This window comes from Streptomyces sp. cf386, from assembly GCF_900103585.1.
GTDB lineage: Bacteria > Actinomycetota > Actinomycetes > Streptomycetales > Streptomycetaceae > Streptomyces.
Genome location: NZ_FNHV01000011.1, coordinates 1 through 23,312, shown reverse-complemented (window position 1 = coordinate 23,312; position 23,312 = coordinate 1). Strand labels below are relative to the sequence as shown.

The window sequence follows — 23,312 nt, the reverse complement described above, 5'->3', positions numbered from 1 at the left end:
CGGCACCACAGAATGACGCCTACCTGACGATCGGCAGCAGTGCTGCCCCGCCACCCGCTTGTAGCGTCAAGTGAATGGAACGTCCTCGTATATGGCGGGCCTGCCTCCTCTGGGCCCTCCTCGCGGTGCCCGCGCTCACGGCCGACCGGCTCGGGATGGACGAGCCGTGTGCCGGGTGGCAGCAGGTGGCCGGGCTGGTCGTGCTCGGTGGCGCGGTCGGCGTGGCGCGGCGGTGGCCGCTTGCGGCGTTCGGGATGGCGGCCGTACTGAGTCTCGTCGCGACCCCCGCCCTGTTCTCCGTTTCCTACGGCCCCGCGCTCGGGGTCTTCGCGCTGCTGCTCGGGCTGCGTGCGGCGCGGGTGCGGCCGGCGGGGGTCGTCTTCGGGATCGTCGGCTGTCTCGGTACGGCGAGGATCGCGCTGGTCGGCGTCGATCCGGCGCCGGAATGGGTGGTGCTGACGGGCACGTTGCTCTTCGGGTGTGTGTTCCCCTGGCTCGGCGGCCGGTACTGGCGGCAGGGGCGCCGGCTGAGCGAGGCCGGCTGGACGCGGGCCGCGCGCCTGGAGGGTGAGCAGCGCATCGCGGAGGAGCGCGCCCGGTTGCGCGAGCGGGCCCGCATCGCCCAGGACATGCATGACTCCCTGGGCCACGAGCTGAGCCTGATCGCCCTGCGTGCGGGTGCCCTCCAGGTCGCCTCCGACCTCCCGGATCACCACCGCACCGCCGCGGCAGACCTGCGCGTGGCCGCCGCCGACGCCACCGAACGCCTGCACCGCATCATCGGCGTCCTGCGGGAGGAGGACGAGCCGGTGCCCCTGACGCCGCCGGGCGAGACCGTCGAGCAACTCGTCGCACGGGCCGCCGAGTCGGGGTTGCCGGTGCGGTGGGAGCCGACGCAGGACGGTACGGCGACGCGGCGGCCGGCCGGCGAAGTCGCCGAGCGCGTCCTGTACCGGGTGGTCCGCGAGGCACTGACCAACGCGGCCCGGCACGCGCCGGGTGCCGAGGTCACCGTGACGGCGACCAGGGAGGCCGGCGGCACGACGGTCACGGTGGCCGGCGGACGGGGCGCGTCCCCGGCGCCCAGTCCCTCTGCCCCGTCCTCTGCCCCGTCCTCTTCCGGTGGCACCGGACTCCAGGCGCTGCACGCCGCCGTCACCGCGGTCGGCGGTGACTTCGAGGCCGGTCCGTACGGGGGCGGGTTCCGTGTGCGGGCGTACGTCCCGGAGCAGGCCGCCGCCACGCCTTTGCGGTCGGCCCCGTACGCCCCCTTCGCGCGAGCCCGCCGCCGGGTCGCCGTCGCCTTCGTGGCCGCCGTCGGCGCGGGCGTGGTGCTCGTCGGCGGGGCGTTCTCCTGGTACGCGTACACGGAGACCCACTCGGTGCTGTCGCCCGCCGTATACGCCGAGCTGCGCCTGGGGGCCTCGGGCGGCGACCTCGCGCCCGTCCTGCCGGACCGCACCGTGCGGGACGCCCCCGTGGAGCGCGCGCCCGTGCCGCCCCCGGCGGGCAGCGACTGCCGCTACTACCGTGCGAGCGGCGAACTCCTCGTCTCCGTCGACCACTTCAGGCTCTGCTTCGACAACGCGGGTCGGCTGGTCGCCAAGGACGTGATCCCCAGGGCGGGTCTGTCCCAACGCCCTCCCAGCGATGAGGAGTTCGTACGGTGATCCGCGTACTGCTGGCCGACGACGAGGCGATGGTGCGGGCCGGGGTGCGCGCCATCCTGGCGAGCGGCGGTGAGACGGAGGTCGTCGCGGAGGCGGGCGACGGGCGCGAGGCGGTCGAGCTGACCCGCGCGCACCGGCCGGACGTGGCCCTGCTGGACATCCGTATGCCCCGCCTGGACGGACTCGCCGCCGCGGAGGAGATCGTACGGACCGTCCCGGGCACGGCAGTGGCGATGCTCACCACCTTCTCCGAACAGGCTTACGTGGCCCGCGCGCTCGGCGGCGGCGCGACCGGCTTCCTGCTGAAGTCCGGGGACCCGTACGAACTGATCGCCGGTGTACGGGCGGTGGCGGCCGGCGCGGCCTTCCTGTCGCCGAAGGTCGCTCGGTACGTCATCGACGGGCTGGGCGGCAGCGACGGGCGACTCGGCCGCGAGGCCGCCGCACGCGCGCGCGTGGACGGGCTCAGCCCGCGTGAGCGCGAGGTGCTCGGACTCGTCGGCGCGGGCCTGTCCAACCCGGAGATCGCCGCCCGGCTGCACCTCGTCGAGGGCACGGTGAAGGCGTATGTGAGCGCGGTACTCGACCGGTTGGGGGTGCGCAACCGCGTGCAGGCGGCGATCGTGGCGTACGAGGCGGGGCTCCTGGAGCAGTCGTGAGGCAGGTGGCCGTTCAGTGGCGATGCGGCACCCCGGACCGCTCCTGCCCGGTCAGCCACCGTACGAACGCCGGCGCCCCCGCCCCGCGCATCGCCTCCGCCAGCCGGGTCGCCGGACGCGTGGTCAGCCGTACGGCCGTCAGCGCGACCAGCGCGCCGAAGGCAAGGCCCGCCGCGACGTCGTGCGGGTAGTGGACGCCGACGAAGACGCGGGAGAAGGCCATGAGGAGGGCCAGCGGAGCCGTCAGCCACAGGAGGATCCGGCGGGTCAGGGCCAGGGTGAGGGCCGCGGCGCCCGCGATGGTGGCGTGGTTGCTGGGGAAGGACCAGTCGCCGGGCGGTGGGCAGGCGCTGAGCGGAGCGGTCGCGTCCGGCACCGCCCGGCATGGACGCTCCTGCGTGACAACGGACTTGAGCACCTCACTGCACACGTACGCCACAGCCGTGGCCAGAGGTGCAAGGGCCGCGATCGCGAAGGCGCGGGCGCTGTCGCCCCTGGCTCGCCACCACATGGCGACGAACAGCGCGGCGAACAGCAGCAGTCCGGCCTCCGTTCCTATCTCGGCGGCGCGCTGTACCCACCTTGGGGTGTCGTGGGCGAAGTCGGTGATCTCGCGGTAGAGCTCGGCGTCCTTGAAGTCCATGGTCACGGACCGTAGGCGGAGGGGCGAGGTCGTCACACCCTGCGATCGGCAGGTGCCGCACCTGACGGAAGACAGGGGTGCAGCGGCGGCTGCCGGAGCGTTTCCGGAATGATGATCCGGAAAAGTTGCCGCCCAGGGCGGCGGGTGGAGCAAGCTAACGCGCCGACTTCTCGTACAGTTTGCGCCGTGGGATCTCTGCGCAATCCGGTCGGTCCGCTTCCCTCCACCATCTACTGGCGACGGAGGGCCGTAATGCTGTCCGTGGTCGCCTTGTTGGCGTTGCTGATCACCTGGGTGTTGGCATCGGGTGGCGGAGGCGACAAGAACAACGTGGGCGGGTCGGACGGCAAGAATCCCGGGCCCTCGACGATCACGCCGGGTCCGTCCGGTTCGGGGCCGGCGATCAGTCAGGCGCCGGGCGGCCGGGACGAGTCGACCGGCGGCGGCGACTCAGGCGGGTCGGGGTCCGGTGACGGCTCCGGCGGCGATGGCGGCTCCGGGGACGGTGCCGGGGGCTCCGGCGGGTCGGACGGCGGCTCGGGCAGCGGATCCGCGGGTGGCGGCTCGGGCAGCGGTGTCGGCATGGACGACACGGTCGCCGACGGCTCCACGCTGCCCGGCTGCATCGCGGGCCAGGTGAAGTTGACGGTGCGGAGCCGGGACAACGCATACAACCCCGACGAGACGCCGGCACTGCTGCTGACCGCTACGAACACCTCCACCTACGACTGCAAGGTCGATCTCGGCCCGAGGAACGCGGTGGTGACGATCACTCAGGCGGGAGCCGAGGACGACTTCTGGTCCTCCGCCGACTGCCCCGAGGTCACCCGCAGCCTGCCGTTCCGGGTGCCCGCGGGGTCGAGCATCACCTTCACGGTGAAGTGGGACCGCAGCGCGAGCGCCCCCCAGTGCGCGACGCCTGCCGCGGGGGCGGCCGAGGCGGGGACGTATCTGGTGGAGACGAAGACGCCGGGCTTCGGGACGGCACAGACGTCGTTCGTGCTGGACAACGACTAGCGGGGTACGGGGTACCGCGACCGGAGGGGCGCGGTACCGCTTCGGCTAGACGTACCGCTCCAGAATCGAGCTCTCCGCCAACCGTGAAAGCCCCTCCCGCACGCTGCGCGCCCGAGCCTCGCCGACCCCGTCCACCGTCTGCAGGTCGTCCACACTCGCGGCGAGCAGCTTCTGCAGCCCGCCGAAGTGCTCCACCAGCCGGTCGATGATCGCCCCCGGCAGCCGCGGCACCTTGGCCAGCAGCCGGAAGCCGCGCGGGGACACCGCCGAGTCGAGCGCCTCCGGGGAGCCCGTGTAGCCCAACGCCCGGGCCACCGTGGGGAGTTCCAGGAGCTCGGCGTGGGTGAGGGCGTCCAGCTCGTACAGCGCCTCGTCGACCGTGCGGGAACGCTTGGCCGTCGGCTCGGGCACGTAGTCGCGCACCACGAGCTCGCGCTCGGGCTCCACGCCCGCGATCAACTCGTCCAGCTGCAGGGCGAGAAGCCGTCCGTCCGTGCCCAGCTCCACCACGTACTCGGCGATCTCGGTCGCGATACGCCGGACCATCTCCAGGCGCTGGGCGACCGCCGAGACGTCGCGGACCGTCACCAGGTCCTCGATCTCCAGCGCTGACAACGTTCCCGCGACCTCGTCGAGGCGGAGCTTGTAGCGCTCCAGGGTCGCCAGGGCCTGGTTGGCCCGGGAGAGGATCGCCGCCGAGTCCTCCAGGACACGGCGCTGCCCGTCGACGTACAGGGCGATGAGCCGCATCGACTGGGAGACCGAGACGACCGGGAAGCCGACCTGCTTGCTGACCCGGTCCGCCGTGCGGTGCCGGGTGCCCGTCTCCTCCGTGGGGATCGTCGGGTCCGGGACCAGCTGGACGCCCGCGCGCAGGATCTTCGACAAGTCGGACGACACCACGATGCCGCCGTCGAGCTTGCACAGCTCCCGCAGTCGCGTCGCCGTGAACTCGACATCCAGGACGAATCCGCCCGTACACATCGCCTCGACGGTCTTGTCGGAACCGAGCACGATGAGTCCGCCGGTGTTGCCGCGGAGGATCCGCTCCAAGCCGTCGCGCAGGGCCGTGCCGGGTGCCACGGCGCTCAGTGAGGCGCGCATCAGGCCATCGGCACCGGAGCTCCCACCGGACTTTCCGGGAGCTGCTGCCCGGTCGTTGGCTGCCACTGCACTCCTCCGGTCGCAGGTTCTGGGGCGCTCCCGTTTCGCGCACTGGATTCGTACGGACGGGCGAGACCAGGGCAAAGTCTACCGGCGGTCCTCCTCGTCCCGTGGGGCCTCTCGACGACGCGAGCGCGGAAGGACCCTCAGAGCGTCCCCTATGTCGGCCACTTCCAGCACCTTCATGCCCGCAGGGATCTTGCCCGGATCGCCCGGCACGAGCGCGTGCGTGAAGCCCAGACGGTGCGCCTCGGCAAGTCTGCGCTGCACGCCCGTGACCCGTCTGACCTCGCCCGCGAGGCCCACCTCGCCGATCGCGACGAGGTTCTTGGGGAGAGGTGTGTCACTCGCGGCGGAGGCCAGCGCGAGGGCGACGGCGAGGTCCGCCGCGGGCTCCGAGAGCTTCACTCCGCCGACGGTCGCGGAGTAGATGTCCCGCTTGCCGAGCGCGCTGATCCGGCCGCGCTGCTCCAGGACGGCCAGCATCATCGAGACGCGCGAGGTCTCCAGGCCGGACGTGGTGCGGCGGGGTGAGGGGATCTGCGAGTCGACGGTGAGCGCCTGGACTTCGGCGACCAGGGGGCGGCGGCCCTCCAGGGTGACCGTCAGGCAGGTGCCGGGGACCGGTTCGTCACGACGGGTCAGGAAAAGTCCGCTTGGGTCGGCAAGGCCCGTGATGCCCTCGTCGTGCAGTTCGAAGCAGCCGACCTCGTCCGTCGCGCCGTAGCGGTTCTTGACACCGCGCACGAGACGCAGGCGCGCGTGCCGGTCGCCCTCGAAGCTGAGCACCACGTCCACGAGGTGCTCGAGGAGGCGAGGTCCGGCGATGGCGCCGTCCTTCGTGACGTGTCCCACAAGGAGCGTCGACATTCCGCGTTCCTTGGAGGCCCGGATCAGGGCGCCGGCCACCTCCCGGACCTGCGCCATGCCACCGGGTGCACCGTCGATCTCCGGGGAGGCCACGGTCTGCACGGAGTCCATGATGAGCAGCGACGGCTTCACCGCGTCCAAGTGGCCCAGCACGGCCGCCAGATCGGTTTCGGCCGCGAGATACAGGTGGTCGTCGATGGCGCCGATGCGGTCGGCGCGCAGCCGCACCTGGCTCGCCGACTCCTCGCCGGTGACATAGAGCGTGCGGTGCTCGGCGCTCGCCGACTTGGCGGCCACGTCCAGCAGCAGTGTGGACTTGCCGACGCCGGGCTCGCCCGCGAGGAGGACGACGGCGCCGGGCACCAGCCCGCCGCCGAGCACCCGGTCCAGCTCGGACACTCCGGTGGGCCGCGCGGTGGCCTGCCGCCCGTCGACCTGCCCGATGGGCAGCGCGGAACTCGTCACCCGACCCGGTGCCGTCGTACGGACCGCGGGCGCGCCGTACTCCTCGACCGTCCCCCACGCCTGGCACTCGGGGCAGCGGCCGAGCCACTTGGCCGTCTGCCAGCCGCACTCCGTGCAGCGGTAGGACGGGCGGTCCTTCGTGGACTTGGTACGGGCAGCCATGCGAAGAACCGTAACCGAGCCCACTGACAACGCCGTACGGCCGCGTGCCCGGCCCAGCTCCCGCGGCTGCCGCAGGGCCGTCTCGTCATGCACAAGCCATGGAATCAGGGGTTCCTGTCCCCGATTGAGGGATCGTTTCACCCGTATGGATTAAAACGACTCAAGCGGCAAGAAGGCCCCACCCCGGTCCCCCTACGGTCCACCAATGATGAGCAGCAGTCCGGAAACCCCGACCCGCACCGCCGGCGCCCACCGGGCGCGCCGGGAGGCGCGTGATCGTGCGGCGGCGCGTACGTCGGCACAGCGGCCGCCCGCGCGCTACGAGCCGTATCTGGACGGGCTGTTCACCTACTGCCTGTCCGTCCTGTGCGACCACGACACCGCGACCGCCGCCCTCGGCGACGCCCTCGCGCTCGCCGAGCGGCGCGGGCAGCGGGTGCCGGAGTCCGCCGCCGACCGGCGACCCTGGCTGTACGCGCTGGCCCGCTGGGCGTGTCTGCGCAAGCTGGCCGAGGCCAAGCAGAAACGTCAGAGCAGCCATGCGGCGGGCCGCCACGGCACCCATCGGCAGACGGGGACACGGGCCGAGGGGCCGCCCGTCGCCGAGGAGATCCAGGAGCAGCGGCGCCGTGAACTCGCCCTGCTCGCCTGGCCGGAAGCCGCCGGCACCACGCCGGAGCAGCGCGAGGCCCTCGAACTCGCGGTGCGCCACCACCTCGCCGCCCACGAGGTCGCCGCCGTCCTCGGCATGGACCTGGCAGCCGCCCGCGATCTGCTCGCCTCCGCCGCCTGCGAGGTCGAGCGCACGCGCGCGGCCCTCGCCGTCGTCGAGACCGGCGCCTGTCCGAGCGTCGCCCGCCTCACCGGCGACAACCAGCTCGTGCTCGGCACGGCCCTGCGCCGCGAGCTGGTCCGGCACGTCGACGACTGCCCCCGATGTCGCCGCACCGCCGAGCGCGCGATCCCCGGCCGGTGGCCCGGCGCGTCCGTCACGCCCGCCGAGCTGCCCGTCCTGGAGGCGCCCCGCGCGGCCGTGCACATGGCCCTGACACGCCACTCACGCGCGCGGGGTGCCGCCGTACCGCGCTTCGACCGGCGTGGCTTCCCCATGGACCCGAAGGACCGTGCCGGCCGCAGGGACCGCCTACGCGCGCGTGCCGTCACCACGACCGTCGTCGCCACGGTCGTCGCCGCCCCGGTCCTCGCCCTGTGGGCCGCCTACCGGGGCACCCCGACCGGCGAGGGCGTCGACGGGCCCTCGGCCAGCGCGAGCGAGGCGCACGACCCCGGCAGCCTGGACGGCGAATCCGCGGAGGGCGGATACGAGAACGCCGGCAACGCGAGCCCCGATCGGAGTGACCGTTTCGGCGGCCGTGACAGACCGGACGTCTCCGTGGAGGTCGTCAGCGTCGGCGGCGCGGGCGGGAAGAGCGCCGGGCACCTGAACGTCTCGGCCGGCAACAACGGCGACACCACGCTCGTCACCCTGACGGCGACGGGACACACGCCGGTGCGCTGGTCGGCGACCACCGGCGCGCACTGGCTCTATCTGAGCCGGTCGGCGGGAACGCTGGCGCCCGGCGAGTCGTTGACGATCAAGGTGTACGTCGACCATCTGCGCGAGCCGTCCGGGTACTGGAGCGCGCGCGTGGCGATCTCACCCGCCGGCGCCGTCGTCTCCATCGAGGGCTACGGCACCGCGCCCAGCCCGTCCGACCCGGGACACGGCCCGGACCCGCATCCCACCGATCCCACCCACCCCGGCAATCCCACCGACCCCGGGAGCCCCAGCGGCCCCCCGCCCTCGTCCCCCGGACCCGATCCCACGCCGACGACCCCGGCTCCGACCGACCCCATGCCCAGCGAGCCGCCGCCCTCGTCGCCCGATCCGTCCCCCACGACCGGCGACCCGTCGCCGTCGGAGCCGGGCAGCTCGCCGCCGCCCAGCGGCAGCGGCGACCCGACTCCGTCGGCGTCGTAGCGCGTCAGTCCCTGTGGGCTCGGCTCTCCTGGTCGACGGGATCCGCCGGATGCGGAGCCAGCAACGGCAGCTGCGACGCCAGCCGCTCCTCGCACAGCTCGACGAGGCGGTCGTAGCCCGCCTTGCCCATCAGCTCGGTCAGCTCCGGCCGGTAGGACACGTACACCGGGTCGCCCGCGCCGTGCGCCGAGGTCGCCGACGTGCACCACCAGTGCAGGTCATGGCCGCCCGGGCCCCAGCCGCGGCGGTCGTACTCGCCGATCGAGACCTGGAGCACGCGGGTGTCGTCGGGCCGGTCGATCCAGTCGTAGGTCCGCCGGATCGGCAGCTGCCAGCAGACGTCCGGCTTGGTCTCCAGCGGCTCGCGGCCCTCCTTCAGGGCGAGGATGTGCAGCGAGCAGCCCGCGCCGCCGGCGAAACCGGGGCGGTTCTGGAAGATGCACGAGCCGTTGTAGGGGCGGGTCTGGCGGTCGCCGTCCTCGTCCTCCGAGACCCAGCCGTGCTCGACGCCCTCGTCGTGGTGCTGCCAGATTTCCGGCGTGAGTCTCGCCACATGCTCGGCGACCCGCTTCTCGTCGTCCTCGTCGGAGAAGTGCGCGCCCAGCGTGCAGCAGCCGTCGTCCGCGCGGCCCGCCTGGATGCCCTGGCAGCCGCTGCCGAAGATGCAGTTCCAACGGGAGGTCAGCCATGTCAGATCGCACCGGAAGACCTGCTCGTCGTCCGCCGGATCAGGGAACTCCACCCATGCGCGCGCGAAGTCGAGCCCCTTCTCGTCCGGCTCCGGGGAACCCTTCCTGGGCTTCTTCGACTTCGTGGCTGCCTTTGCCTGCGAAGAACCCGTGGCAGATTTGGCCGTCTTGTCGTTCTTCGCCTTTTTCGTCTTTGGCACGGGTCCAGAGTACGGCGTCCGTACCTGCGACTTCGAGGTCAGAGGATCGCCCAGGTGGCAGTAGCGTTCCGTACATGAGACTCGGTGTCCTCGACGTGGGATCTAACACCGTGCATCTGCTGGTGGTGGATGCACACCCTGGCGCGCGCCCGTTGCCCGCGCACTCACACAAGGCGGAGCTGCGCCTTGCCCAACTCCTCGACGACAGCGGGGCCATCGGCCCCGACGGGGTCGACCGGCTGATCGGCGTCGTCCATGAGGCGCTGCAGGCCGCCGAGGACAAGGGTGTCGAGGAGGTCCTGCCGTTCGCGACGTCCGCGGTGCGGGAGGCCAGCAACGCCGATGACGTTCTCGCGCGCGTGAAGGACGAAACCGGGGTCGAGCTGCAGGTTCTCTCCGGCGCGGAGGAGGCACGGCTGACCTTCCTCGCCGCCCGGCGCTGGTTCGGCTGGTCGGCCGGGAAGCTGCTGGTGCTGGACATCGGCGGCGGCTCCCTGGAGATCGCGTACGGCATGGACGAGGAGCCGGACACGGCGGTGTCGCTGCCGCTGGGCGCGGGACGGCTGACCGCCGGCTGGCTGCCGGGCGACCCGCCCGACCCGGAGGCGATAAGGGCGCTGCGCCGGCATGTCCGCGCCCAGATCGCCCGTACGGTCGGCGAATTCAGCCGCTTCGGGGCCCCCGACCACGTGGTCGCCACCTCCAAGACTTTCAAGCAACTGGCCCGCCTCGCCGGCGCGGCCCGCTCCACGGAGGGCCTCTACGTCCAGCGCGACCTGAAGCGGGAGTCCCTGGAGGCCTGGGTGCCGCGCCTGGCCGGCATGACCACGGCCCAGCGAGCGGAGCTCCCGGGCGTCTCGGAGGGGCGCGCGGAACAGCTGCTCGCGGGGGCGCTGGTGGCCGAGGGCGCGATGGACCTGTTCGGCGTGGAGACGCTGGAGATCTGCCCCTGGGCGCTGCGCGAGGGCGTGATCCTGCGGAAGCTGGATCACATGGGGGTGGGGTGACGGCAGCCCCGGCAGGGCTGCCCCGGCAGAGCCGGCGTCGAGGCCGGGTGTCGTGAACCCCGCCACACCGGGGGCCCGCACGCCCACGCCGAGCCCCCGGCATATGCCCAGTTCGCGCCCCTGACCACCGCCACACCCCATGGCGGGCCCACGCCCATCCGTTCCCCGGCCTCCAGTACCGCCCCGTACTCTGTCCCTCGTGGCAGAACCAGTGGTGCGCATCCCGGATGCGAAGGTCGCCCTGTCGACGGCCTCTGTCTATCCGGAGTCGACGGCGACGGCCTTCGAGATCGCCGCGCGCCTCGGGTACGACGGCGTCGAGGTCATGGTGTGGACCGACCCGGTCAGCCAGGACATGGAGGCGCTGCGCAGGCTCAGCGACTACCACCGCATCCCGATCCTCGCCGTCCACGCCCCCTGTCTGCTGATCACCCAGCGCGTGTGGTCCACCGACCCCTGGACCAAGCTCCAGCGCGCCCAGGCGGCCGCCGAGAAGCTGGGGGCCTCCACGGTCGTCGTGCACCCGCCGTTCCGCTGGCAGCGCCAGTACGCCCGGGACTTCGTGGAGGGCATCTGGCGGATGGCGAACGAGACGGATGTGCGGTTCGCCGTCGAGAACATGTACCCCTGGCGCTACCGCGACCGCGAGATGCTCGCGTACGCCCCCGACTGGGACGTGACGAAGGACGACTACCGCCACTTCACGATCGATCTCAGCCATGCGGCGACCGCCCGCACCGACACCATGCAGATGATCGACCGCATGGGGGACCGGCTGGGCCATGTGCACCTCGCGGACGGCAGGGGATCGGCCAAGGACGAGCACCTCGTCCCCGGCCGCGGCACCCAGCCCTGCGCCGAGGTGCTGGAGCGGCTCGCGCTCTCCGGCTTCGACGGCCATGTCGTCATAGAGGTCAACACCCGCCGCGCCATGTCCGGCGCCGAACGCGAGGCCGACCTCGCCGAGGCCCTCGCCTTCACGCGGCTGCATCTGGCCTCGGCGTTGAAGGTGCCCCGGCCGTGACCGACGCCACCTCGGGCCAGGGCGGGGCGAGCTCCCGCCGCCGGGGCCGGCCCCCTCGTACGGAATCCGCCGACACCCGCGACCGCATCCTCGACGCGGCCCGCGAGGAGTTCTCCGAGCGCGGCTACGAGAAGACGTCCGTGCGCGGCATCGCCAAGGCGGCCGGCGTGGACTCGGCCCTGGTGCACCACTACTTCGGCACCAAGGAGCAGGTCTTCGAGGCGGCGGTGGAGGTCGCCTTCGCGCCCGCCGTGAAGGTGCGGGAGGCGGTGCTGGAAGGACCGCTCGACGACGCCGGCGAGCGCATGACCCGCACCATCTTCGGACTCTGGGAGAACCCGGTCACCCGGAAGCCGCTGCTCGCGATCGTCCGCTCGGCGGTCAACAACGACGCCGCGGCCGCCGTCTTCCGCCGCCTCGTCTCCGCGCAGCTGCTGCGGCGCATCGCCGGTGAGATCGACGCCCCGGACGCGGAACTGCGTGCCGAGCTTGCTGCCGCGCAGCTCGTGGGCGTCGCCATGATGCGGTACGTCATCAAGATCGAGCCGATCACCTCGGTCGACGTGGAGCAGATCATCGCGCGCGTGGCGCCCGTGGTGCAGGGGCATCTCACCGGGCGAGGGCCTTCGGACAGCTGATCCGCGAGACATACGTCCCGCATTCCGGACACCCCGTCCCGACCTCTGGATGACCGGCGTACGCTCGTTAGCAGTCAGAAGTCTCTGATCGCAGTCCCTGCAGTCCCCGAAGGAGCGAGCGACGATGCCCGAGCTGAGGTCCCGCACAGTCACCCACGGCCGCAACATGGCGGGCGCCCGCGCCCTTATGCGCGCCTCCGGTGTACCCGGTGCGGACATCGGCCGGAAGCCGATCATCGCGGTGGCGAACTCCTTCACGGAGTTCGTGCCCGGCCACACCCACCTGCAGCCCGTCGGCCGGATCGTCAGCGAGGCGATCCGTGAGGCCGGCGGCATCCCGCGCGAGTTCAACACGATCGCCGTCGACGACGGCATCGCGATGGGCCACGGCGGCATGCTGTACTCCCTGCCCTCCCGCGACCTCATCGCGGACTCGGTCGAGTACATGGTCGAGGCCCACTGCGCCGACGCGCTGATCTGCATCTCCAACTGCGACAAGATCACCCCGGGCATGCTGAACGCGGCTCTCCGCCTCAACATCCCCACGGTCTTCGTCTCCGGCGGCCCGATGGAGTCCGGCCGCGCCACGCTGGTCGACGGCACGGTCCGCACCCTCGACCTGGTCGACGCGATCTCCGACGCCGTGAACGACAAGATCTCGGACGAGGACATCCTCCGTATCGAGGAGAACGCCTGTCCGACCTGTGGCTCCTGTTCCGGCATGTTCACCGCCAACTCGATGAACTGCCTGACCGAGGCCATCGGCCTGTCCCTGCCGGGCAACGGCTCGGTGCTGGCCACGCACACGGCCCGTAAGGCGCTGTACGAGGACGCGGCCCGCACGGTCATGGACATCACCCGCCGCTACTACGAGCAGGACGACGAGACGGTCCTCCCGCGCAACGTCGCCACCTTCGCGGCCTTCGAGAACGCCATGGCCCTCGACATCGCCATGGGCGGCTCCACCAACACGATCCTGCACCTGCTGGCCGCCGCCCAGGAGGCGGGCGTCCCGTTCGGTCTGGAGCAGATCAACGAGGTCAGCCGCCGGGTGCCGTGCCTGGCGAAGGTCGCGCCCAACGTCGCCAAGGACCGCACGTACTACATGGAGGACGTGCACCGCGCTGGCGGTATCCCGGCCCTGCTGGGCGAGCTGCACCGCGCCGGGCTGCTCAACGAGGACGTCCACGCCGTCCACAGCCCGTCCCTGTCGGACTGGCTGAAGACCTGGGACGTGCGCGGCGGATCGCCCTCGCCGAAGGCCGTCGAGCTGTGGCACGCCGCCCCCGGCTGTGTCCGCTCCGCCGAGGCCTTCTCCCAGTCCGAGCGCTGGGAGGCACTCGACGAGGACGCCGAGGGCGGCTGCATCCGTAGCGCCGAGCACGCCTACTCCAAGGACGGCGGCCTGGCGGTCCTCAAGGGCAACCTCGCCGTCGACGGCTGCGTGGTGAAGACGGCCGGCGTCGACGAGTCCATCTGGACCTTCGAGGGCCCGGCGGTCGTCTGCGAGTCGCAGGAAGAGGCCGTCGAGAAGATCCTCAACAAGCAGGTCACCGACGGCGATGTCGTCGTCATCCGCTACGAGGGCCCCAAGGGCGGCCCCGGCATGCAGGAGATGCTCTACCCGACGTCCTTCCTCAAGGGCCGCGGCCTCGGCAAGACCTGCGCCCTGATCACCGACGGCCGCTTCTCCGGCGGCACCTCCGGCCTGTCCATCGGTCACGCCTCCCCGGAGGCCGCATCCGGCGGCACGATCGCCCTCGTCGAGGACGGCGACCGCATCCGCATCGACATCCCGAACCGCTCGATCGAGTTGCTCGTCGACGAGGCGGAACTCGCGCGCCGTGAGCAGGCGTTGGACGGGGCGTACGCCCCGAAGAACCGCGAGCGCAAGGTGTCGGCGGCGCTGCGGGCCTACGCGGCGATGGCGACCAGCGCGGACAAGGGCGCGGTGCGGGACGTGACGAAGCTCGGCTGAGGCTTCGCGTAGGGGCTGAGGCTTCGCGTAGGGCAGGGGTCGTCTCCAGGGGAGGCGGCCCCTTCGCCTGTCACCAGGCCGAGAGGTCGGAGGTACGGCCCTGTCACCAGGCCGACGGGTCACGGCCGTCGACTGCGAACACGCTCCCGTCGGGGGCACTCGCGAAGACGCGGCCGTCGGCGAGCACGGGCTCCGGCAGGTCGGACGCCAACTGGCCCGATCCCGAGCCGAGTCGGGCCGGCGTCTGGCCCAGGAGCCGTCCGTCGCGGGTGTCCACGGCGAGGAGCCGTCCGTCCGGGGCGCTGACGTACACATGCCGGCCGTCGGCGACGGGCGACGACGTACGGAGCACGGACGTCTCCAGGCTCCAGAGCTGCTTGCCCGCCGCCATGTCGACGGCGACCAGCGAACCGTCGCCGCCCACGAGGTAGACGACGTTCCCGCGCACGGTGCCGTGCGCCTGCAGCAGCGGGACGGACAGCGGCACGCGCCGCGTGGTCCGGTCGGCGGGGGAGTAGCGGACCACGGTCCTCGAATCGCTGTAGACCCCGTCGACCGAGACGAAGAAGACCGACCCGTCCGACGCGCCGGCGAGCTCCAGCGTCCCCTTCAGCCGGGCGTCCCAGCGCACCTCACCCGTGGCCGGGTCCACCGCGGTGACCCGCGTGCCCGACCCGTCGTCGGTCGGGCTCGCCGTGTACGCCAGCGGATCCCCGGCGAAGGAGACGAAGTACGGCGCCCTGTGCCCCGGCACGGCGCGGCTCCACTGCGTGGCGCCCGACGCGCCGTCCACGCCGGTGACCGTGCCGTCCGCGCCGGTGAGCAGCACCATCCCGCCGACGGCCGAGGAAGTGTCGTACGCGGGCACGTCCTGCTGCCAACGCGCCTTGCCCGTAGCGGGATCGAGCGCTTCCAGCCGGCGGCCCGGCCAGGACGACGGCTGTGCGAGACCGCCCGCCATGGTCGGCGGTGCGCTCACACGCGCGGTGTCGACGGGGTGCCGCCACAGCAGCCGGCCGTCCTGGGGATCGAGCGCGAAGACGAGCCCGGTCTGAGAGCACAGCACCTTCCCGGCGCCGTAGGAACACAGGGGTGTGTCCTTCGTGGGCGCCGGTGCCGTCGCCCACCCGCCGAACCCGGCCGACGTGGTCCGTGTGCCCTCGGGCCTCGACGCCGGATCCCCGCCGCCGAGAAGCTGCACGGAGGCCAGCACGACGACCGTGGCGAGGCCGACGGCCCCGGCCCCGAGGGCCAGCAGCCGGCGCCGACGCTTTCCGGGCGCCCGTTCGGCCGCTACGTCGACACCGGGCCCAGCCTTGGAGCCTGACCCCGAGTCCGAGCCCGAGCCTGACCCCGACTCCGGCTCGGGCTGGGCCTTCTCACCGGCCCGCTGCGCCGGAATGAACGCCTGCGTGTCGTACGACGCCGCCACCGACCGCAGTTCCCGCATCAGCTCGTCGGGCGTGGGCCGGTCCTCGGGCTCCTTGGCGAGGCACCGCAGCACGAACGGCGCCAGATTCTCCGGTACGCCGGTCAGGTCCGGCTCGTCATGCACGACCTGGTAGGCGACGACGTACGGACTGTCGGAGTCGAACGGCCCCCGCCCCGTCGACGCGTGCACCATCACGGACCCCAGCGCGAAGATGTCGGCGGCGGGCCCGACCTCCCGGGGCCGCCGGAACTGCTCCGGCGCCATGAACGGCGGCGTACCGATCAACTTCCCGGTCTCGGTGCGCAGTTCGCTGTCCTTTGGCCGAGAGATGCCGAAGTCGATGACCTTCGGCCCGTCCTCGGCGAGCAGCACATTGCTCGGCTTCAGGTCCCGGTGCACCACGCCGACCCGGTGTATGTCGCGCAGCGCCTCCGCCAGTCCGGCCATCAGCCGCCGCAACTGCGCGGGCTCCATCGGCCCGTTCCGCTTGACGTGTTCGGCGAGCGTCGGACCGGGGATGAACAGGGTGGCCATCCAGGGCCGTTCGGCCTCCGGATCGGCATCCACGACGGGCGCGGTGAAGGCCCCGCTCACCCGGCGCGCCGCCCCTATCTCCTGCCGGAACCGGCCCCTGAACTCGGGATCCCGCGCGAACTCGGCATGCACGACCTTCACCGCGAGCTGCATGCCCGAGGTGCTCCGCGCCAGATGTACGACGCCCATGCCGCCGGACCCCAGGTGCGATTCCAGGTGGTAGTGACCGGCGTACTCGGGAAGTTCCGCTTCCGCGCCCGCTCCGGCGTTCTGCTGTGGCGCCATGGGACCACCCCCGTGCTGTTCGTCCGCGCGCGCGACGCACGGAGCCTAGTCGATGACTCGTACGAGACAGAGGCGGCTTGCTAGCCTCCGTGTTCCCACCGCGCACATGTGTGCGTGGCGTGATTTAGGGGAATCAACGGGACCCCATGGGAGTCATGGGGATCAACGGGGGAGGTTTTCCATGTCTGTGGACCGCGCTGAAGGGTTCGAGAGAGCCGAGGCGGCCGGCGTCGGCGAAGACGCCGGGAGGGGCGAGGGCGAGGCCGTGACCACCATGGCGGCCACGGCGGTGCGCTACTACCCGGTCGCGCCGGGCGTCCGCCTGAACGTCCGCCGGGGCCCCGGCACCCAGTACCCCGTCGTCCGCGTCCTGCCCGAGGGCGCCATGATCCCGATCTACTGCCAGACGCCGGGCACGTGGGTGGCCGGTCCCTACGGCACGTCGAACATCTGGGACAACATCGACGACGGCGAGTTCGTCTCGGACGCCTATGTGAACACCGGCAGCGACGGCTACGTCCGCCCGCGCTGCTCCTGATCCGGGCGGAACCCGTACGGAGCCCGCGGCCACGCTGGAGCCATAATCGACTCGTGAGCGAGAAGAGCGAGAAGAACGGCACCCCGGACACCCCCGCGGGCTCCACGGGCCCCCGCCCCGAGCCCCTCCGCTTCTTCGGCACGACCTGGGTGGACCACGACAACGGCTACACCGCCCGCCGCATCGCCGTGGCCGTCGGCTCCCTCGCCACCGCGGTCGCCTCCTGCCTGGTCCTGCGCTTCGCCTACCAGGGGATCCAGATCGCCGCGGTCGGCACCTTCGTCACCGTCCTGGTCGTGGTGATGTTCGCGGTGTGCAGCGCCCTCGCCTTCCGCCACACCTGGGACGCCTTCACCAAGCGCCCCGACCCCGACCGCCACGCCAGCCTCCGCAGCCTCCTCATGATCGGCTTCGTCGGCTCCCTCCTCGCCTACTTCTTCCGCTCCCTCATCGAGGCCCCCGGCGAGAAACTCCACCGCGAGGAATACGAGACGTCCCGCAAACAGCACAACACCCGCACCACCCGCCGCACAGGCAACCCGGCGAAGAAGCGCCGCCACTCCTAGCCGAAGACACAGCTCGGACACGCCGCGCGCCACTCTGCCCCGTCGGCCGGCGCGGACTCCGGCGGGCCGAGGCCGGAAGCCCAGGTCGGCCGCCTTCCTGCAGCTGCGCGCGGAGTCGCTCGACCCGTTGGCCGAGGTCGCGGAGACCTCCGGGGCCACAGCCCCCGCGACGTCCGCCTGCCGGCCATCCGACGACCAAGCTGCACGAGGCTGAGGCGTTCGCGGGTCTCTCCTCCGAACTGTTTGACGCCGTTCGACTGACACCGTTCGACGCGCTGCGCTTCCACGCCATGACCCTGGAGCCGGCGGCCGACCGAGGCCGACGCACGGCTCGGAGCAGTCACAGTCGCCCCCTTCCCCCCGGCGGGTGCCTATGCCCCCGCCTGCCAAGTCGGCTCCACCTCTCGGCGAACTCGGTGCACGCCGCACCAACCACGGCCACCATGGCCCTATGACGGCACCCTCACACACCGCCCGCGCCCGCTCCTTCGACGCCGCCGCAGCCCAGTACGCCGCGAACCGCCCCTCCTACCCGCCCGCCCTCTTCGACGCGATCGAGGAACTCGCCGACCGCCCCCTCACCGGCGCACGCGTCGTCGACGTGGGCGCGGGCACGGGCATAGCCACCGCCCTCCTACGACAGCGCGGCGCCGACGTACTGGCCGTGGAGCCCGGCGACGGCATGGCAGCCCAGTTCCGCCGCAGCCACCCCGACATCCCGATCGTCCGCGGCAACGGCAACGCCCTCCCCCTCGCCACCGCCTCCGCCGACTTCCTCACCTACGCCCAGGCCTGGCACTGGACCGACCCCGCCCACTCGGCCCCGGAGGCCTTGCGCGTACTACGGCCGGGCGGCGCACTCGCCCTCTGGTGGAACAGCACCCCCCTCGACATCCCCTGGCACGTGGCCCAGGCACGCCGCATCGAAGGCCGCTTCGGCCTCCACCCCGTCGTCGAGCAGGGCGGCAGCGCTTCCCGAGCCGCCCTGACCGACCCCACCGGGCACCTGGCCTTCACCCGCCGCAAGGTCCGCTGGAGCCGCCAGGTCACCGTCGACACCCACCTGGCGAACCTCGGCAGCCACTCGATCTTCCTGGTCAACGGCGCAGAGGCCAGCACCACCTTCCTCACCGAGGAGAAGCAGATCCTCCTCAAGACCTTCCCGGACGGATTCATCGAAGAGACCTACGACGTCGACCTCCTCGTAGCCACCACCCCCTGACCTCCCTCCCAACCCTTCGCCGGGGAGGGCGGGCGAATTGCGCACCGGCCGCGCCCACCTCACCCCCTGTCCCACCTCGACGCTTGACGAGGTAGTTCTCGGCGGAGGATTATTCATCACATGATGAATTACTCCGCGGTCCGATCCGATCCCCCCGACACCCCCGACAACAACCCCGCCATCCGAGCCGACGCCCTGAGCGTCGTACGCGGCACCCGCCCAGTACTCCGCGACCTCGACTTCACCGTCCCGCGCGGCCAGATCACCGGCCTGCTCGGCCCCTCCGGCTGTGGCAAGACGACCCTCATGCGAGCGATCGTCGGCACCCAGGCCAAGGTCACCGGCACCCTCGACGTCCTCGGCCGCCCCGCCGGCCACCCCACCCTGCGTACCCGCATCGGCTACGTCACCCAAGCCCCCTCCGTCTACGACGACCTGACGATCCGCCAGAACCTCGCCTACTTCGCCGCGATCCTCGACCCCGGCCACGCGGCCGCCGACCGGCGCCACGAGAACGTCACCCGCGCCATCGCCGACGTCGACCTCACCAGCCACGCCGACGCCCTGGCCGGCAACCTCTCCGGTGGCCAGCGCAGCCGCGTCTCCCTGGCGGTCGCCCTCCTCGGCACCCCCGAACTCCTCGTCCTGGACGAACCGACGGTCGGTCTGGACCCGGTGCTGCGCCGCGACCTCTGGAACCTCTTCCACTCCATCGCCGCCTCACGCGGTGCCACCCTCCTCATCTCCTCCCACGTCATGGACGAGGCCGAGCGCTGCCATCGCCTCCTCCTCATGCGCGAGGGCCGGATCCTCGCCGACGACACCCCGGACGTCCTCCGCACCCGTACGAACTCAGAGACGGTCGAGGCGGCCTTCCTGCACCTGGTCGACGAGGCGGTCGCAGCCGCCGGCGCGAAGGAGACCATGCGATGACCACACAGACGAGCACGACCCCGGTACTGCGGCCCGCCCCCACCGGCCCCCTGAACCTCGCCCGCACGACCGCCACCGCCGCCCGGGTCCTGCGCCAGCTGTTCCACGACCCCCGCACCATCGCGCTGATGCTCCTCGTCCCTTGCGTGATGCTGTTCCTGCTGCGCTACGTCTTCGACGGCAGCCCGCGCACCTTCGACAACATCGGCGCCTCCCTCCTCGGGATCTTCCCGCTGATCACGATGTTCCTGGTCACCTCCATCGCCACCCTGCGCGAACGCACCTCGGGCACCCTCGAACGCCTTCTCGCCATGCCCCTCGGCAAGGGCGACCTGATCGCCGGCTACGCCCTCGCCTTCGGCACCCTCGCGATCATCCAGTCAGCCCTGGCGACGGGACTCGCCCTCTGGTTCCTCGGCCTGGACGTCACCGGCAGCCCCTGGCTGCTCCTGCTCGTGGCCTTGCTCGACGCGCTGCTCGGCACCGCGCTCGGCCTCTTCGTCTCGGCCTTCGCGGCCTCCGAATTCCAGGCCGTCCAGTTCATGCCGGCCGTGATCTTCCCCCAGCTCCTCCTCTGTGGCCTCTTCACTCCCCGCGACAACATGCACCCGGCCCTGGAGGCCATCTCCGACGTCCTCCCCATGTCCTACGCGGTCGACGGTATGAACGAGGTCCTCAAGCACACCGACATGACCGCCAACTTCGTCCGCGACGCCCTGATCGTGGCGGGCTGTGCCCTGCTGGTCCTGGGCCTGGGCGCGGCGACCCTGCGGCGCAGGACGGCATGACCGCCGCGGGGCCGGGCGAGCCGTCCGGACCCGCCGCCCAACCCGTCCGCCCACCGGACACGCCACCTCGAAGGGAGCCGCGGGTGCGAGGATGAACCCGGACGACGCAACCCCCGGAGGGCACCCCAGCCATGACCCAGAAAGTCGCAGTCCTCGGCACCGGCAAGATCGGCGAAGCCCTGCTCAGCGGAATGATCCGCGGCGGCTGGGCCCCGGCCGACCTCCTGGTGACGGCCCGCCGCGCGGAACGAGCCGAAGAACTCCGCACCCGCTACGGAGTCACCCCGGTCACCAACGCGGAAGCCGCCAAGACCGCCGACACCCTGATCCTCACGGTCAAGCCGCAGGACATGGGCACCCTCCTCGACGAACTCGCCCCGCACGTCCCCGCCGACCGCCTGGTCATCAGCGGCGCCGCGGGCATCCCCACCTCCTTCTTCGAGGCCCGCCTGGCCGCAGGCACTCCGGTCGTCCGCGTCATGACGAACACCCCGGCCCTGGTCGACGAGGCCATGTCCGTCATCTCCGCCGGCAGCCACGCCAGCGAAGCCGACCTCGCCCACACCGAGGAGATCTTCGGCTCCGTAGGCAAGACGCTCCGCGTCCCCGAATCCCAGCAGGACGCCTGCACGGCCCTCTCCGGCTCCGGCCCGGCGTACTTCTTCTACCTGGTCGAAGCCATGACCGACGCCGGCATCCTCCTCGGCCTGCCCCGCGACAAGGCCCACGACCTGATCGTCCAGTCCGCGATCGGCGCCGCGACGATGCTCCGCGACAGCGGCGAACACCCCGTCAAGCTTCGCGAGAACGTGACGTCCCCCGCCGGCACCACCATCAATGCCATCCGCGAACTCGAGAACCACGGCGTACGAGCCGCCCTCATCGCTGCCCTCGAAGCCGCCCGCGACCGCAGCCGCGAACTGGCCTCCGGTACCAAGTGAGGCCTGGCCGTCCCCTATCCCAGGGGACGGCCCAGCCCACCCCCTACGCGGTCACCCCGATATCCGCGGTCACCCCGATATCCGCGGTCGCAGTCGCTGCCGCCGGCAGCAATCCGATCGCCCGATACGCGGCATCCACGATCGGCCGCGCCATCGCCCGAGCCCGCTCAGCACCATCCCGCAGCACCCCCTCCACATAACCAGGATCCGCGCACAGCTCCCTGTGCCTCTCCTGCACGGGCCTGAGAACCTCGACCACGGCCTCCGCAGTGGCTGACTTCAAAGAGCCGTACGACTCATATACACCGCTCAGCTCCGATGGGTTCCCACCCGTACAAGCCGCCAGGATCTCCAGCAGATTCGCCACGCCGGGCTGCGCGTCCCGGTCGTACACGACCTCCCGCCCACTGTCGGTCACGGCCCGCATGACCTTCCTCCGCACCACATCCGACTCGTCGAGCAGATAGACGATCCCCGGCCCGGAGTCGTCGCTCTTGCCCATCTTCGACATCGGATCCTGCAGATTCATCACCCGAGCCGCGACCTGCGGAGGCGTGGCCCGAGGCACCACGAACGCATGCCCGTACCGCTGGTTGAACCGCACGGCGAGGTCCCGCGCGAGCTCCACATGCTGCGTCTGGTCGTCCCCGACCGGCACCTCGTCGGTCCCGTACGCCAGGATGTCCGCCGCCATCAGCACGGGATACGTCAGCAGCGACAGCCGCACACTCCCACCGCGCTCCCGCTCCCGCGCGGCCTTCTCCTTGTACTGGATCATCCGCCGCATCTCGCCGTCCGTGGCCACGCACTCCAGCACATACGACAGCCGAGCGTGCTCATCCACATGACTCTGTACGAAGACGGTGCACAGCTCCGGATCCAACCCCGACGCCAACAACAACGTCGCGGCCTGCCGACTCAGCCTGCGCACCCGCGCCGGATCGTGGTCCACGGTCAGCGCATGCAGATCGACGATGCAGAACAGCGCATCAGCCTGGTGCTGGTCGACGGCGGCCCACCGCCGCATGGCCCCCAGGTAGTTCCCCAGCGTCAGATGCCCGGTCGGCTTGACCCCGCTGAAGACCCGCGTCATCTCTTCTCCACCTCCTGGTCGAGACCGCCGTCCCCGGTCGGCCGACCCTCAGGAGCTCTGGAGGGAGATACGAGAACGGCCGCCGAAGCGGCGGCCGTTGAGTGCATACGTGAACTCGGCCGCCGTCAGGCGGCCCACCACAGCTGGGTGCACGTACGCGTCGTCATGTGACCCAGACTACGCCCCTAGGGTGCCGCACAGAGTGAAGTTGACACGCCCCACCCCGATCCGTAGTGTTCTCCGAGTTGTCCGACGTGAGCGCCGACCTCGGTCGGTCCCCGGACAGCCACTCCGCAAGGACCAACCACTATTCGACGACAGTCGATCTGTCTGCCGTCGTCTCATTGGCATGTGTAATTACGGAATGAGGAATCCGCGTTCGACAGAGCGCAGCGCCCGATTAGCTCGGGAGCGAGGAATCCGCTAAAGTCTCACTCGTCGGAACGGCCCAACAGCCACGAAGACAGGCCCCGCTGACTGGGGGTCAGGCCCGAAAGGATCTGATAAAGTCGGAACCGCCGGAAAGGGAAACGCGAGAGCGGGAACCTGGAAAGCACCGAGGAAATCGGATCGGAAAAGGATCTGATAGAGTCGGAAACGCAAGAACGAAGGGAAGCGCCCGGAGGAAAGCCCGAGAGGGTGAGTACAAAGGAAGCGTCCGTTCCTTGAGAACTCAACAGCGTGCCAAAAATCAACGCCAGATTAGTTGATACCCCGTCTCCGGCCGGATCACCGGTTGGGACGAGGTTCCTTTGAAGAAAACACAGCGAGGACGCTGTGAACGGCCGGGCTTATTCCGCCTGGCTGTTCCGC

20 protein-coding genes are annotated in these 23,312 nt (G+C 71.4%); 14 read left to right on the top strand and 6 right to left on the bottom strand.

What is annotated here, in order from left to right; all coding sequences use genetic code 11:
• Positions 1 to 74: 74 nt before the first annotated feature.
• Positions 75 to 1,670, top strand: coding sequence for a sensor histidine kinase (locus BLU79_RS26990; RefSeq protein ID WP_093908521.1), 1,596 nt, complete (start codon positions 75 to 77; stop codon positions 1,668 to 1,670).
• A complete protein-coding gene (locus BLU79_RS26985) occupies positions 1,667 to 2,329 on the top strand; it encodes a response regulator transcription factor (RefSeq protein ID WP_093908520.1) in 663 nt (220 codons plus the stop codon). The genes BLU79_RS26990 and BLU79_RS26985 overlap by 4 nt, the downstream gene beginning before the upstream one ends.
• Positions 2,330 to 2,342: 13 nt before the next feature.
• Here BLU79_RS26985 and BLU79_RS26980 read toward each other — a convergent pair whose 3' ends face one another.
• On the bottom strand, positions 2,343 to 2,972 hold the full coding sequence (locus BLU79_RS26980; RefSeq protein WP_093908519.1) for a phosphatase PAP2 family protein: 630 nt from the start codon (positions 2,970 to 2,972) through the stop codon (positions 2,343 to 2,345).
• Between the two features lie 186 nt (positions 2,973 to 3,158).
• Here BLU79_RS26980 and BLU79_RS26975 point away from each other — a divergent pair, with 186 nt between their 5' ends.
• Positions 3,159 to 3,989, top strand: coding sequence for a hypothetical protein (locus tag BLU79_RS26975; RefSeq protein WP_093908518.1), 831 nt, complete (start codon positions 3,159 to 3,161; stop codon positions 3,987 to 3,989).
• Between the two features lie 45 nt (positions 3,990 to 4,034).
• Here BLU79_RS26975 and disA read toward each other — a convergent pair whose 3' ends face one another.
• Positions 4,035 to 5,159, bottom strand: coding sequence for a DNA integrity scanning diadenylate cyclase DisA (gene disA / locus BLU79_RS26970; protein WP_093908517.1), 1,125 nt, complete (start codon positions 5,157 to 5,159; stop codon positions 4,035 to 4,037).
• An 81-nt stretch (positions 5,160 to 5,240) separates the two neighbouring features.
• Positions 5,241 to 6,650: a DNA repair protein RadA gene (radA, locus tag BLU79_RS26965; protein ID WP_093908516.1), complete on the bottom strand. Its 1,410-nt coding sequence runs from the start codon at positions 6,648 to 6,650 to the stop codon at positions 5,241 to 5,243.
• A 205-nt stretch (positions 6,651 to 6,855) separates the two neighbouring features.
• Between radA and BLU79_RS26960 the strand changes: the two genes are divergently transcribed.
• Complete coding sequence (locus BLU79_RS26960; RefSeq protein WP_093908515.1) at positions 6,856 to 8,631, top strand: BACON domain-containing protein; 1,776 nt, start codon at positions 6,856 to 6,858, stop codon at positions 8,629 to 8,631.
• Between the two features lie 4 nt (positions 8,632 to 8,635).
• On the opposite strand, the gene BLU79_RS26955 is transcribed toward BLU79_RS26960, so the two are convergent.
• A complete protein-coding gene (locus BLU79_RS26955; protein WP_093908514.1) occupies positions 8,636 to 9,520 on the bottom strand; it encodes a DUF3109 family protein in 885 nt (294 codons plus the stop codon).
• A gap of 74 nt (positions 9,521 to 9,594) precedes the next feature.
• Between BLU79_RS26955 and BLU79_RS26950 the strand changes: the two genes are divergently transcribed.
• From BLU79_RS26950 to ilvD, 4 genes are all read left to right on the top strand, one after another.
• A complete protein-coding gene (locus BLU79_RS26950; RefSeq protein WP_093908513.1) occupies positions 9,595 to 10,527 on the top strand; it encodes a Ppx/GppA family phosphatase in 933 nt (310 codons plus the stop codon).
• Positions 10,528 to 10,726: 199 nt separating this feature from the next.
• On the top strand, positions 10,727 to 11,551 hold the full coding sequence (locus BLU79_RS26945; protein ID WP_093908512.1) for a sugar phosphate isomerase/epimerase family protein: 825 nt from the start codon (positions 10,727 to 10,729) through the stop codon (positions 11,549 to 11,551).
• Positions 11,548 to 12,189, top strand: coding sequence for a TetR/AcrR family transcriptional regulator (locus tag BLU79_RS26940; RefSeq protein WP_093908511.1), 642 nt, complete (start codon positions 11,548 to 11,550; stop codon positions 12,187 to 12,189). Before BLU79_RS26945 ends, BLU79_RS26940 begins: the two co-directional genes overlap by 4 nt.
• A 124-nt stretch (positions 12,190 to 12,313) precedes the next feature.
• Positions 12,314 to 14,167 carry a dihydroxy-acid dehydratase gene (gene ilvD, locus BLU79_RS26935; protein WP_093908510.1) on the top strand — a complete coding sequence of 618 codons (1,854 nt, stop codon included), beginning with the start codon at positions 12,314 to 12,316 and terminating at the stop codon, positions 14,165 to 14,167.
• A gap of 103 nt (positions 14,168 to 14,270) precedes the next feature.
• Here the strand turns inward: ilvD and BLU79_RS26930 are convergent, their stop codons facing one another.
• Positions 14,271 to 16,418 (bottom strand): serine/threonine-protein kinase, encoded by a 2,148-nt coding sequence (locus tag BLU79_RS26930; protein ID WP_093908509.1) that lies wholly within the window; start codon positions 16,416 to 16,418, stop codon positions 14,271 to 14,273.
• Between the two features lie 181 nt (positions 16,419 to 16,599).
• Between BLU79_RS26930 and BLU79_RS26925 the strand changes: the two genes are divergently transcribed.
• From BLU79_RS26925 to proC, 6 genes are all read left to right on the top strand, one after another.
• Positions 16,600 to 16,956 carry an SH3 domain-containing protein gene (locus BLU79_RS26925; protein WP_093908508.1) on the top strand — a complete coding sequence of 119 codons (357 nt, stop codon included), beginning with the start codon at positions 16,600 to 16,602 and terminating at the stop codon, positions 16,954 to 16,956.
• 53 nt (positions 16,957 to 17,009) lie between these two features.
• Positions 17,010 to 17,522 (top strand): hypothetical protein, encoded by a 513-nt coding sequence (locus BLU79_RS26920; protein ID WP_093908507.1) that lies wholly within the window; start codon positions 17,010 to 17,012, stop codon positions 17,520 to 17,522.
• Between the two features lie 451 nt (positions 17,523 to 17,973).
• Positions 17,974 to 18,744: a class I SAM-dependent methyltransferase gene (locus BLU79_RS26915; protein ID WP_093908506.1), complete on the top strand. Its 771-nt coding sequence runs from the start codon at positions 17,974 to 17,976 to the stop codon at positions 18,742 to 18,744.
• A 120-nt stretch (positions 18,745 to 18,864) separates the two neighbouring features.
• Positions 18,865 to 19,677, top strand: a complete 813-nt coding sequence (locus tag BLU79_RS26910) for an ABC transporter ATP-binding protein (protein WP_093908505.1) — start codon at positions 18,865 to 18,867, stop codon at positions 19,675 to 19,677.
• Positions 19,674 to 20,465: an ABC transporter permease gene (locus tag BLU79_RS26905; RefSeq protein WP_093908504.1), complete on the top strand. Its 792-nt coding sequence runs from the start codon at positions 19,674 to 19,676 to the stop codon at positions 20,463 to 20,465. The genes BLU79_RS26910 and BLU79_RS26905 overlap by 4 nt, the downstream gene beginning before the upstream one ends.
• A 131-nt stretch (positions 20,466 to 20,596) precedes the next feature.
• Positions 20,597 to 21,406 (top strand): pyrroline-5-carboxylate reductase, encoded by an 810-nt coding sequence (proC, locus tag BLU79_RS26900; RefSeq protein ID WP_093908503.1) that lies wholly within the window; start codon positions 20,597 to 20,599, stop codon positions 21,404 to 21,406.
• Between the two features lie 43 nt (positions 21,407 to 21,449).
• On the opposite strand, the gene trpS is transcribed toward proC, so the two are convergent.
• The gene (gene trpS, locus BLU79_RS26895) at positions 21,450 to 22,499 is read right to left on the bottom strand and encodes a tryptophan--tRNA ligase (protein WP_093908502.1); all 1,050 of its coding nucleotides are present in this window, start codon (positions 22,497 to 22,499) and stop codon (positions 21,450 to 21,452) included.
• Positions 22,500 to 23,312 lie beyond the last annotated feature (813 nt).